General features: G+C 63.6%; 13 protein-coding genes. All 13 read right to left on the minus strand.

Annotated features, from left to right (window positions below):
* Nucleotides 1-13: 13 nt before the first annotated feature.
* The gene (locus AC1Q6C_RS03710) at nucleotides 14-760 is read right to left on the minus strand and encodes an SDR family oxidoreductase (RefSeq protein ID WP_492666381.1); all 747 of its coding nucleotides are present in this window, start codon (nucleotides 758-760) and stop codon (nucleotides 14-16) included.
* A 90-nt stretch (nucleotides 761-850) separates the two neighbouring features.
* Nucleotides 851-1,588, minus strand: coding sequence for an urease accessory protein UreD (locus AC1Q6C_RS03715; protein ID WP_492666382.1), 738 nt, complete (start codon nucleotides 1,586-1,588; stop codon nucleotides 851-853).
* Entirely contained in the window at nucleotides 1,588-2,331 is a 744-nt protein-coding gene (gene ureG, locus AC1Q6C_RS03720; protein ID WP_003939705.1) for an urease accessory protein UreG, read from the minus strand. Before ureG ends, AC1Q6C_RS03715 begins: the two co-directional genes overlap by 1 nt.
* Nucleotides 2,324-3,013 (minus strand): urease accessory protein UreF, encoded by a 690-nt coding sequence (locus AC1Q6C_RS03725; RefSeq protein WP_492666383.1) that lies wholly within the window; start codon nucleotides 3,011-3,013, stop codon nucleotides 2,324-2,326. Before AC1Q6C_RS03725 ends, ureG begins: the two co-directional genes overlap by 8 nt.
* Before the next feature lie 4 nt (nucleotides 3,014-3,017).
* Nucleotides 3,018-4,727: an urease subunit alpha gene (locus AC1Q6C_RS03730; RefSeq protein ID WP_007733854.1), complete on the minus strand. Its 1,710-nt coding sequence runs from the start codon at nucleotides 4,725-4,727 to the stop codon at nucleotides 3,018-3,020.
* The gene (gene ureB, locus AC1Q6C_RS03735) at nucleotides 4,724-5,194 is read right to left on the minus strand and encodes an urease subunit beta (protein WP_007733849.1); all 471 of its coding nucleotides are present in this window, start codon (nucleotides 5,192-5,194) and stop codon (nucleotides 4,724-4,726) included. The genes AC1Q6C_RS03730 and ureB overlap by 4 nt, the downstream gene beginning before the upstream one ends.
* Nucleotides 5,191-5,493 (minus strand): urease subunit gamma, encoded by a 303-nt coding sequence (gene ureA / locus AC1Q6C_RS03740; protein WP_003939800.1) that lies wholly within the window; start codon nucleotides 5,491-5,493, stop codon nucleotides 5,191-5,193. The genes ureB and ureA overlap by 4 nt, the downstream gene beginning before the upstream one ends.
* 280 nt (nucleotides 5,494-5,773) lie before the next feature.
* Nucleotides 5,774-6,550 carry a phosphate ABC transporter ATP-binding protein PstB gene (gene pstB, locus AC1Q6C_RS03745; protein WP_003939968.1) on the minus strand — a complete coding sequence of 259 codons (777 nt, stop codon included), beginning with the start codon at nucleotides 6,548-6,550 and terminating at the stop codon, nucleotides 5,774-5,776.
* A 58-nt stretch (nucleotides 6,551-6,608) separates the two neighbouring features.
* Nucleotides 6,609-7,517 (minus strand): phosphate ABC transporter permease PstA, encoded by a 909-nt coding sequence (pstA, locus tag AC1Q6C_RS03750; protein ID WP_003940100.1) that lies wholly within the window; start codon nucleotides 7,515-7,517, stop codon nucleotides 6,609-6,611.
* A 3-nt stretch (nucleotides 7,518-7,520) separates the two neighbouring features.
* Nucleotides 7,521-8,612 (minus strand): phosphate ABC transporter permease subunit PstC, encoded by a 1,092-nt coding sequence (gene pstC / locus AC1Q6C_RS03755; protein WP_007733846.1) that lies wholly within the window; start codon nucleotides 8,610-8,612, stop codon nucleotides 7,521-7,523.
* Nucleotides 8,613-8,674: 62 nt separating this feature from the next.
* Entirely contained in the window at nucleotides 8,675-9,793 is a 1,119-nt protein-coding gene (gene pstS, locus AC1Q6C_RS03760) for a phosphate ABC transporter substrate-binding protein PstS (protein ID WP_492666513.1), read from the minus strand.
* Between the two features lie 193 nt (nucleotides 9,794-9,986).
* A complete protein-coding gene (gene mshD, locus AC1Q6C_RS03765) occupies nucleotides 9,987-10,886 on the minus strand; it encodes a mycothiol synthase (RefSeq protein ID WP_230359026.1) in 900 nt (299 codons plus the stop codon).
* 1 nt (nucleotide 10,887) lies between these two features.
* Nucleotides 10,888-11,640, minus strand: a complete 753-nt coding sequence (locus AC1Q6C_RS03770) for a winged helix-turn-helix transcriptional regulator (RefSeq protein ID WP_003939728.1) — start codon at nucleotides 11,638-11,640, stop codon at nucleotides 10,888-10,890.
* Nucleotides 11,641-11,753 lie beyond the last annotated feature (113 nt).

Genomic DNA, 11,753 nt, shown 5'->3' on the forward strand with positions numbered 1-11,753 from the left:
CCGCCTTTCCTATTCAGTTCTCGTGCAACCAGGTTTCCAACGTGGGTCCTGCAGTTGTGGATCCCGGCGCGGGCAGCAACGCCCCACCCTTCATCGCCTTACCCGCTCCCGGCATCGAGATCGGGATCAGCCACTTACGTCGGCCACGGTATTTCAAGATCTCGCGCGTCATGGCCGGGATCTCGAGGACCTCGGGCCCGGCCAGGTCCGGAGCCCTCCCGGTCGGACCGTTCTGAGCGCAGGTCACGAGCGCCTCGGCAACGGTCTTCGCTGCCACCGGTTGTGACCGCATCCGAGGAACCATCGCGATCGGCCCCAGTCCGAACAGCGCGATCGTCTTCTCGCCGAACTCGAACCACTGAGTGGATCGCAGGATCGTGAAGGGAATACTCGACGCTTCCACCGCGCGTTCCTGCGCAGCCTTCCCCTGGTAGTAACCGAAGGACTTCAATCGCGGATCGTCGCAGTTCACGATCGAGAGCAGCACGTGATGCTTAACGCCTGCTCTGGCTTCGGCCGCGGCGATGTTCTTCGCTGCCGCCTCGAAGAACTCGATTGCCTTCCTCGCACTGTTGGTGACGTGATCACTCACGTCGACGACCACGTCGGCACCGACAAATGCTTCGTCCAACCCCGCACCCGTGGAGATGTCGACTCCCGTCGATCGAGCGGCGGCGACGACGTCATGGCCCCCGATTTTCGCCTGCTCGACGACCAGCTTTCCCATCTGGCCGGTTCCGCCCAGAACAACAATTCGCATGATGCCTCCGTCAAACCCGTGCGCCCGGCTCTCTTCGGCCTGGTCACATACTGGACGACGCAGCCTCCCGAAGTGTGACGGTCGGGCGAATCAGTCGCTGTACTTCTGCGAAACCCGCCCACGCCACCGCGACCAGATCGGATCCAACGCTGCGCTCGCCTCGTGTGCGTGATCGGCCACGGCCCGTGCCAGCATCCCTGCTCCCGCCAGCGGCGTCACGTGCCCTTCGACGTCGTCGGAAGTCTTGATCCCCAACAGCATGGTCGTACCGAGCACGCGATGGCCACCGAGAATTCCCGGCAGCGAACGGCCAGGAACGCTACGCAGGTCGAGAGTTTCCACGAGCAGCGCGTCACCGTCGACGGTAATGCGCTGATCCGAGCGAAGCGCACCGCCGGTTTCGCCGGTCCGGCCGAATACGATCATCTCGTCGAGCAGCGCAACGGCATCGGATTCCAGTGAAATATCCACGCGCCTGGTCACATCCGCGCCGCCGGCGACGACAAACGGTGCCGCACGCCAGATCAGCGCCGCACCGGCACCGACGCTCGCCGAAGCCGACCACGACGCCCGGCCACCGCGTGCGTTGTACGCGACGGTCCCGGACGGCTCGATCACCTCGAGACACGTACCGGGTGCGACCACGAACTCGATACGTAGGTCGTCGCCGGCCAACAGCGTTGCGCTGTGCCCTACCAGGGCAATTCGCACGGTGAGCCCGCGAGCGTCGACGAACCGCGGGGCCAGGAAGTCGCCCGAGATCAGCTCTTGCGCAACAGCGGTGTCACCCACTCTCTCGACGACGACCCGCGTAGCTCCAGTGCGCATCAGTGAGCGTGAGAGTGGCTGTGCCCGTGACCGTGACCGTGGTCTTCTTCATCGGCATGGAAGTGCGGCGCCATCGGCCCCGGATCCTGCGGGGTGTGACTACCCGCGCGATGAGATGCGATGACCTGGCGGAGCCACGCACTGAGCTGGTCGATCGTTGAGTGATCCTTCTGGCTGAGCGCGAGAACGGGAAGTCCGTCACGCGCGGCCGTGGCATCGGCAACCATCTGGACCGCGTCGACATCGACGTACGGGGCCAGGTCGATCTTGTTGACCACCAACAGATCTGCCCGCTCGATTCCGGGACCGCCCTTGCGGGCGACGTCTCCGCCGCCCGCGACGTCGATGCAGAAGATCTGGGCGTCGACCAGTGCCGGACTGAACGTGGCGGTCAGGTTGTCACCGCCGCTTTCCACGATCACCATGTCGAGGGGATGGAACTGACGCTCGAGGTCTTCGACCGCAATGAGGTTCGGCGTGACGTCGTCACGAATAGCCGTGTGCGGGCACGCTCCGGTCTCGACTGCGACGATGCGCTCGATCGGCAGAACGTTGGCCGCGCGCAACAGTCGCGCGTCCTCGTCGGTGTAGATGTCGTTGGTGACCACCGCGATCTCGTACTCCGCCGCGAGTTCGCGGCAGATGGTGGCGATGAGGGTGCTTTTGCCGGTGCCGACGGGGCCGGCAACGCCGAGCCTCAAACCTCTTGCAGCAGTGGTGGTGTTGTTCAGGTTGTCAAGCACGGAAAATCCTCCTGGATCGAGCGTGGTGTTCGAGTGACCATTGTTCGACCAACGGCCCTGTTGTTGCGGGTATATCTGCGACGCCCTCGACGGCTACGGCAGCCTCGGCGACGGTTTCGATGGTCGGGGCTGCTCGGAGCAACCATTCGACCGGTTCTGCCGGATCCACCGGCAGTAGCTTCAGTGCCGCCGACGCCACCGTTTGGGCGTCGTCGTACAAACAAGATCTGGCTGCCTGTAGGTCGTCCATCCCGGAGACCGCCGTGAAGACGCCCAACGCGAGCGGACGCATCGGATGCCCAGGCAGCGCCATGAGCATCTGCACCGCGGGGTGCTGCGGCCACAATCGCGACGCCAGTCTCGCCAGCCCACGGCCGAGCTGAATCGACGCCTCACGCAGCGGTGCGCTGGGAGTCCGGGCGAGCAGTTCCCTCGAGATGTCCTCGAGTTCGCCTGCACTACCCTCACTTACGGCCCAGCGGCGCGTGACCACCGTTGCAGCGGCCTCGACAAGTCCGACTGTTTCGAGTCGACCGCGAATGAAGTCAGGGACCTGACTCTGCAGGAGTCCGCCCGCCAGTGCCGGTTCCAACCCCGACGAGTGCGCGTGACCGCCGGTAGGCAGACGCCCGTCTGCCAAGAGCATCGATGCTATCTCGGCAGACGCCGTCTCGATCGACATGACTTCAGAACAGCATGTAGCGCTGAGCCATCGGCACTACGTCAACGGGGTTGGGCGCGATCAGGTCGCCGTTGACCTTGATGGCAAACGTCTCCGGATCGACGTCGATGGACGGCAGCGCCGTGTTGTTCGGCATATCCGCCTTGGTGAGGTGCCTCGTCGGACGAACACCGGTAAGGGTGCGCGTGAGACCGAGACGGTCGGCCAGACCGTCCTCGATGGCCATCGGAGAGACGAACGTCGTGGACAGGTGCGGGGCCGATCCCGGAGTCGCCGCGATGGCCGGGCGAACGAACACCGGCTGCGGGGTCGGGATAGCAGCATTCGGATCACCAAGCGGCGCAGCAACTATCGCCCCGCCCTTGATCACGGCAGAAGGACGGACTCCGAAGAACGCGGGATCCCACAGCACCAGGTCCGCCATCTTCCCGGCCTCGACCGAGCCGATCTCGTGATCGATACCGTGCGCCACCGCGGGGCAGATCGTGTACTTGGCGACGTAACGCCGCGCACGCTCGTTGTCGGCCGGCATGCTGGTGCCCAGCTTGCCGTACTGGGCCTTCATGACGTGAGCCACCTGCCATGTCCGCAGGGTCACCTCACCGATACGGCCCATCGCTTGGGCGTCGGACGAGGTGATCGAGATGGCTCCGATGTCGTGCAGAAAGTCTTCTGCGGCAATCGTTGTCGGCCGGATCCGGGACTCGGCAAAGGCAAGATCCTCCGGAACCCGGGGATTGAGCGCATGACACACGATGAGCATGTCGAGGTGCTCGGCAACCGTGTTGACGGTATGCGGCAACGTCGGATTGGTCGATGCCGGAAGAACGTTCGGCTCACCTGCCGTCACGATGATGTCCGGTGCGTGCCCGCCGCCGGCGCCTTCCGCATGGAACACGTGGATCCCACGTCCGGCGATCGCATCCAAAGTGTGCTGTACGTAACCGGTTTCGTTGAGGCTGTCGGCGTGCAGCGCTACCTGAAGGCCGAACTCGTCGGCTGCTCGCAGAGCGGCGTCGATCGCGGCCGGAGTGGAACCCCAGTCCTCGTGAACCTTGAATCCGCCTGCGCCCGCGAGAGCTTCCTGGCGCATGGCCTCATGGCTGACGGTGCTGCCCTTGCCGAGGAGAAGAACGTTGAGCGGGATGTGGTCGAGGGCGCGGTGCATCATCGTCAGCGACCAGGCGCCGGGCGTGACGGTGGTTGCCTTGCTTCCTTCGGTGGGGCCCGTTCCGCCGCCCGCCACGGTCGTCGTACCAGTGGCGAGTGCTTCCATCATCTCGACTTCACTGAGGAAGTGCACGTGAGTGTCGATCGCACCCGCGGTGAGGATCTTTCCCTCACCGGCGATCACGTCGGTGCTCGGCCCGATGAGCAACTTGGGGTGCACGCCATCCATGATGTCGGGGTTACCGGACTTGCCGATCGCAACGATGCGTCCGTCGCGAATTCCGACGTCTGCCCGGACGATTCCCCAGTGATCGAGAATCACCGTGTTGGTGATGACGACGTCGAGAGCGCCCTGGTCGCGAGTGGTCAGGCCCTGGCCCATCGACTCGCGGATGCTCTTACCGCCGCCGAAGACCATCTCGTCGCCGGTCGCGGTGTAGTCGTGCTCGATCTCGATCCACAGATCTGTGTCGGCCAAACGGATCTGGTCGCCTGCGGTCGGGCCGTACAGGGAGGCGTAGCCGCGTCGATCGATCCTGCTCATTCGGCTGTCCTCTCAACTGTCGTCGCGGCGTCATCCGGTGAATCCGCCTCGACTGGAACATCACTCACACGCACGTTCACCGAGGACGCTCGCAAAGGTTCTTCGACCTCGACGCCGGGCGTGCCGAACGGCATGACGGTCTTGGGCTCGCGCGCATGTGTCGGTAGGTCTTCGTCCGGCACGATCTGCAGGCCCGGAACCCTTTTGAGTCCGCCGAGCGCGATCAGTGTCACCGTTCTGCTGACCCCGGGTTCGAACCGAACCGACGTTCCCGAGGGGATGTCGAGCCGGAAGCCGTCTGCCGCTTCGCGATCGAAGGTCAACGCCGGGTTGGCCGCGGGAAGGTGGAGATGTGAACCGATCTGAATGGGGCGATCGCCGTCGTTGACGACGACCATCGTGATCTTCTCCGCGTCCGTGCCGAACTCGAGCGGTTCGGTGGACACACGTACCTCGCCGGGAATCATCGAATGGGCTCCGTCACGGTGACCAGCTTGCGACCGTCCGGGAAAGTGGCCTCCACCTGGACGTTTGCAATCATCTCGGGTACCCCTTCCATCACGTCGTCGCGGGTGAGCACTTGCCGACCGGCGTTCATCAGTTCCGCAACCGTCATTCCGTCACGCGCGCGCTCGAGAATCCAGCACGAGATCAGTGCCATCGCTTCGGGGTAGTTCAGCAGTACCCCGCGCTCGCGGCGGTCACGGGCGACCATGCCCGCGACGCTCAGGAGCAGCTTTTCGGTATCTGAAGGGGTGAGGTGCACTGACAAGCCCTTCCGGTTGTGAAACGACATCGATCGACAGCGTGCTGTCGGGCCGAGATTAGCATTGTCCGAAGCGTCGTCAGTATCCACGAGATTCACGTCGTCGGCTACTTCAGCGCCCACTCGGCGCACTTGCGCTGCTCATCGAATTATTCGGGCGCCCAACGACGCTCAGCTCTGCGCACCGGAGTGGGAACTATCACCACAACCAAAAAGTTTCACCCCCGTCTCCTGTTGGAAACGGGGGTGAAACATGATCGTGCAGGGTTGATCCCGGGACCTATCCGAAGCGGCCGGAGATGTAGTCCTCGGTGGCCTTCTGCGTCGGGTTCGAGAAGATCTTCTCGGTGTCGTCGATCTCGACGAGCTGACCGGGCTTGCCGGTTGCCTCGAGGTTGAAGAATGCCGTCTGGTCACTCACACGCGCAGCCTGCTGCATGTTGTGCGTGACGATGACGATCGTGAAGTCCTTCTTCAGCTCGGTGATCAGGTCTTCGATCGCGAGAGTCGAGATCGGGTCGAGCGCGGAGCACGGCTCGTCCATGAGCAGGACGTCGGGCGAGACCGCGATGGCACGCGCGATGCACAGACGCTGCTGCTGACCGCCTGAGAGGCCGCCACCGGGCTTGTCGAGGCGATCCTTGACCTCGTTCCACAGGTTGGCACCGCGCAGCGAACGCTCGGCCACCTCGTCCAGCTTCTTCTTGCTGCGCTCGCCCTGCAACTTCAAGCCCGCGACGACATTGTCCTTGATGGACATGGTCGGGAAGGGGTTGGGTCGCTGGAACACCATGCCGATGGTCTTGCGAACACCGACCGGATCGACGTTCGAGCCGTAGATGTCCTCGCCGTCGAGCAGCACCGAACCCTCGACGCGCGCACCGGGAATCACTTCGTGCATGCGATTGAGTGAACGGAGAACGGTGGACTTGCCGCAACCGGACGGGCCGATGAAGGCGGTGACGCTCCGGGGCGGGACGGACAGGCCCACATCGGCGACGGCGTGGAACTTGCCGTAGTAGATGTTGACGTCCTTGAGATCCAGACGCTTGGCCATTACCGGCTCCCTACTGAGTTGTTGACGCTGTTGAGTACGAACATGTTCCGAGGCCGCATCACTTACTTCTGACCTGTGAGAAGTGACCGATCAGCTTCGCGACGATGTTGAGGATCGCGATCAGCAGGATCAGGGTCAGTGCTGCGCCCCAGATGCGGTTGGTGCCGGCGTCGGTGGGGTTGTTCATCTCGGCGACCATGACGGAAGGCAGTGTGCCCATTTCGCCGTTGAACAGGTCGAAGTTGATGAACGGTGCGTAGCCGACAAGGATCAGCAGCGGTGCGGTCTCACCGAGCACGCGTGCCAGGGCCAGCATGACGCCGGTGATGATGCCGGGAAGTGCCGTCGGCAGAACGATTTTCGAGATGGTCTTCCACTTCGGCACACCGAGCGCGTACGACGCCTCTCGCAGATCCATCGGGACGATGCGCAGCATTTCCTCGGTGGAGCGGATGACGACCGGGACCATCAGAAGGACCAGAGCCAGTGACACCGCAAACGCGGACTTGGGGAAGCCGAAGGTCGCGATCCACAGGGCGTAGATGAACAGCGCGGCCACGATCGACGGAACACCGCTGAGGATGTCGACCATGAACGTGGTCAGCTTGCCCAGCTTCGACTTCCGGTCGGCGTACTCCACCAGGTAGATCGCGACGAAGATACCGAGCGGGATGGAGAAGACCGCGCACACGATGCCTTGCAGCAGGGTACCGATCAATGCGTGATAGATACCGCCGCCGTCGGCCGACGCCGTCAATCCGCTCAGCGAGTTGGTGAACCAGGTAGGCGACGTCAGAGCGGGCAGGCCCTTGGCGATGACCGTGAAGAGCACCCAGACCAACGGGATGAGCGCGATGACGACTGCCAGGCTCACCAGGATGGTCGCGATGACGTCCTTGGCACGACGACGAGCGCCGACGCCTTGGAAAGTGGGGGCCTTGACCGGCCGGTCCAGAGTGGAGGTCATGGGTCAGTCCTTCTTTCCGGCGATCACTGCGCGGGCAGCCGCGTTGACGACGAAGGTCAGTACGAACAGCACCAGTCCGGCCGCGATGTACGCGCCTGCCTGGATGTCGTTGTTGAACTCCGCGTAGCCGAGGGCGATCTTGGAGGCGATGGTCGAGCCGCCGTCGAACAGCGACCAGCCGAAGGCCTGAGAGGTGGTGCGCAGGATCAGGTAGAGCGCCATCGTCTCACCGAGTGCGCGTCCGAGACCGAGCATCGAGCCGCTGATGTAGCCGGACTTACCGAACGGGATGACCGTGGTGCGCACAACTTCCCAGCGCGTGGCGCCGAGGGCGAGTGCGGCTTCGATCTGTGATCGCGGGGTCTGGATGAACACCTCGCGGGTCACTGCGGTGATGACCGGAAGGATCATCACGGCGAGGACGATGCCTGCGGTGAAGATGGTGCCGCCACCGGTGATCGATCCGCTGCCGTCGGCGAAGAGCGGGAACCAGCCGAGAGTGTCGTTGAGCCACACCGCGACCGGGGTGATCGCCGGAGCGAAGACGAGAAGTCCCCACAGGCCGTAGACGATGGACGGCACAGCTGCCAGAAGGTCGATCGTGTACGACAGTGGCCGCGTGAGCCACTTGGGTGAGTACGAAGTCAGGAAGATCGCGATGCCCAGTGCGATCGGCATCGCGAGCACCAGTGCGAACAGCGAGACCAACACCGTGACCTGGAAAAGGTCGAGGACACCGAACGCCATCGCGTTGATGTTCTGCGTGACCCATTCACGGCTGGTCAGGAAGTTGACCTGGTTCCGGCTCAAAGCAGGAACAGCACGCCAGATCAGGAACGCGCCGATCGCCGCGATGACAACCGTGATGAAGATTGCCGAACCGGATGCGAGCGAGCTGAAGATGCGGTCACCCGGACGGGTCACCGTCTTGCTGTTGCCGCTACCCGGACCGTCACCCTTCGGAGGATGCTCGGTTTCTGGAGCCTTGGTGGAAGTAATCGTGTCCTCCGTGGTGCCGTTCGGACCGCCCACCCCGGCCCCGCTGGTTGCGGGGCCGGGAGAACGAGATGTCGAGGTGATGGGCGCGTCACTCATGCGCGCTCACTTCCTTCACGTCTGAATGTAGATCCATGAGCTTGTCCGCACGAGTCTCTAGGTCAGCTGATTGCCGTGATGGACGCGTTGAGGCGATCCCGGACGTTGGACGGCAGCGGGACGTAACCCTGCTCGGCCAGGTTGGCCTGACCCTCGTTGGCCGCGCTCGTCAGGAACGACTTCACTGCTGCGGAGGTGTCCGCGTCGTAGCCCTTGGAGCAGACGATCGAGTACGTGGCGAGAACCAGCGGGTAGGCGCCGGCTTCGTTGGTCTTGAAGATCGACGCGAGGTCGAGCGTCAGGTCGCCGGTTGCGTCGGACTTGAACTTCGCGCCTGCGATCGACTTCGCGGCCGTGTCGTTGGTCAGTGCGACTGCCTCGGAGCCGGTGTTGATTTCGGCAACCGAGAGCTTGTTCTGATCGGCGAACGACTTCTCGACGTAGGTGATCGAACCCGGTGCCGTGGCAACTGCCTGTGCAACGCCCGCCGAACCCTTGGCGCCCTCACCGACGCCACCGGTGAAGTCGGACCCTGCGCCCGACGTCCAAGCACCGTTCGATGCCGCGTCGAGGTACTTCTGGAAGTTGTCGGTGGTACCCGAGGAATCGGAGCGGATCACGGTGGTGATCTTCTCGTCGGGAAGCGATGCACCGGAGTTGAGCGCGGCGATTGCCGGATCGTTCCACTTGGTGATGCCGCCGTTGAAGATCTTCGCGAGAACCTCTGCGTTGAGAACGAGCTTGTCGACGCCGTCGAGGTTGTATGCAACTGCGATCGGGCCGAAGACGAGGGGAAGGTTCCAGGCTTCGCCGCCGACGCAACGCTCCTTGGCCTTGTCGGCCTGCTCGTCCTTGATGGCCGAGTCGGAGCCGGCGAAGTCGATCTGGCCGGCGATGAACTGTGTACGACCGTCGCCCGAACCGCTGGGGTTGTACGCGACGTTGACCGTCTTGCCCTTTTCCTGGCACACGGAGATGTAAGTGGCGACGAACTGGTCCATGGCGTTCTTCTGTGCCGAGGAACCAGCGGCAGAGAGGTTGCTCTTGCCTTCGCACGTTGCGTTCGATGCGGACGCGTCCACACCCGTCGACGACGAGTTGTTGTCGCTGCCACATGCGGCCAAGGTCATGGCGCCCACGGCCACTACACCGAGCAGGGCACCACTGCGCTTGAGATTCACCAAGATCCTCCGGAAATCGCTACCGCCACGCCCACGATCGGGCGGCGACATGAGACGCAGAATAATTGAAATCTGCATCAGGCAACACGGCGCTGCCCACAGAGAAAAGTAGGCGGGCGCGGTGTCCGGCTGGACCACACATGGTTAACGCAGAATGAACAGACTGGACATTTCTGCGTGTCCGACTGTGACGTCAGAGCGCGCGGGCGTAAGCCATGTCCACGTGGAACCGATCGAAGCCGAGTCGTTCGTACGTGTGGAGGGCGGCCGTGTTGTCGCCTTCGACGTACAGAAGGACGGTTCCGAGGCCGCGATCACGCAGGTAATGCATGCCCGCGAGAGTCAGCACTCGGCCGAGACCTCGTCCCTGCGCCGCGGGATCGATCCCCACGACGTACACCTCCCCCAGCTCCGGATCGTCACCTTCGGGTGCGTGCACCTTGGTCCAGTGAAAGCCGAGAAGAGTATCGGGATCGGTGTCCGCGAACGCCATGAACAGACCAGCAGGGTCGAACCAACCTTCGGCCGTTCTCTCGTCGATCTCCGCCTGGGTCCAGCCACCCTGCTCGGGATGCCAGGAGAAGGCCGCATTGTTGACGCGAAGGATCTCGGAATCGTCTTCGGGTCCACCATACGTCCGAATCGTCACACCTTCGGGCACAACGATTTCCGGAAGCTGCGGAGCATCGAGTGGTCGACGCAGCTGCAGGAGTTCACGAACGCTGACCAGATCGAGGCTCTTGGCGAATTCGACTGCGGCGTCGACGTTTCCGTGCGCCCAGACACGCGTGCCCGGCCGGCCCTCGTCGAATACCGCTGCGGCAAGCCTGGTTCCGATGCCGCGGCGCCGCGCCTGCGGGTCGACCACCAACTCGGCCATGTCGGGATGCTCGTCCGAACCGGCTTGCAGCTGCGCATAACCGACGACTGCATCGCCGTCGAGTTCGAGGAAGTGTCGCGCGGCGCCGCGCCCGGCAACGGCATGGCGCCCCTGTTCCGACACGGGCGCCTTGCCGTCGAACTCGGTTGCGCGATCGAGAAGCGCGGAAACCTGCTCGGCGAATCCAGCCGGCAGTGAATCTGTCCAACCCACGTCAGACCACCGATCCGTCGGCCGCGTCGTAGTCGACGTCCTCGTCGTCCTCGAACTGAACGGGAGCAGCTGCGCCACCCTTGGCCCTGGTCGGACGCACTGCCTTATATCCGACATTTCGGACTGTACCGATCAAGGACTCGTATTCGGTGCCGAGTTTCGCCCGCAGACGACGCACGTGGACGTCGACCGTCCTGGTGCCGCCGAAGAAGTCGTAGCCCCACACTTCCTGCAGCAGCTGCGCCCGGGTGAATACCCGTCCGGCGTGCTGCGCGAGGTACTTGAGCAGCTCGAATTCCTTGTAAGTCAAATCAAGGGGCCGTCCACGCAGTCGTGCCGTGTACGTCCCCTCGTCGATAACCAGTTCGCCCAGCGTGATCTTTCCCGACGCTTCCGGACTGGCCACACCGCCGCTGCGGGCGACCAACAACCGCAATCGGGCGTCCACCTCAGCCGGACCGGTACCGGGAAGCAAGATGTCGTCCAACCCCCAGTCGGCGTTGACGGCAACGAGTCCGCCTTCGGTGAGGACGGCGACCACAGGTACTGCGGATCCTGTGCTTCCGAGCAATCGACACAACCCGCGTGCGGCAGCCAGATCGGTGCGCGCATCCACCAATGCCACGTCCGCGGAACTTGCCTCGAGTAGCGAGGAAACCTCTGTGGGGGCAGGCCGAACCGAGTGCGCCAGCAACGCCAACGCCGGTAGTACAGCTTCCGGGTTGGGGTCGGAGGTGAGGAGGAGCAGTTCCACACGGCCTCCTATCTAGTAGCCCGCGCAACCCGTGAGGGCAACGCTCGAGTAGTTCGACGCTTTTGGTCGGTCCCTACATTAGCGTGCCTGGTACCGGGGCCGTCGCATCGAAC

This window comes from Rhodococcus sp. MT28 (assembly GCF_058792695.1).

Bases quoted from the DNA above. Each gene is read 5' to 3' on its own strand.
- AC1Q6C_RS03710 (WP_492666381.1), bottom strand. From the start codon at position 760: ATGCGAATTGTTGTTCTGGGCGGAACCGGCCAGATGGGAAAGCTGGTC.
- AC1Q6C_RS03715 (WP_492666382.1), bottom strand. From the start codon at position 1,588: ATGCGCACTGGAGCTACGCGGGTCGTCGTCGAGAGAGTGGGTGACACC.
- AC1Q6C_RS03725 (WP_492666383.1), bottom strand. From the start codon at position 3,013: ATGTCGATCGAGACGGCGTCTGCCGAGATAGCATCGATGCTCTTGGCA.
- AC1Q6C_RS03730 (WP_007733854.1), bottom strand. From the start codon at position 4,727: ATGAGCAGGATCGATCGACGCGGCTACGCCTCCCTGTACGGCCCGACC.
- ureB (WP_007733849.1), bottom strand. From the start codon at position 5,194: ATGATTCCCGGCGAGGTACGTGTGTCCACCGAACCGCTCGAGTTCGGC.
- pstB (WP_003939968.1), bottom strand. From the start codon at position 6,550: ATGGCCAAGCGTCTGGATCTCAAGGACGTCAACATCTACTACGGCAAG.
- pstA (WP_003940100.1), bottom strand. From the start codon at position 7,517: ATGACCTCCACTCTGGACCGGCCGGTCAAGGCCCCCACTTTCCAAGGC.
- pstC (WP_007733846.1), bottom strand. From the start codon at position 8,612: ATGAGTGACGCGCCCATCACCTCGACATCTCGTTCTCCCGGCCCCGCA.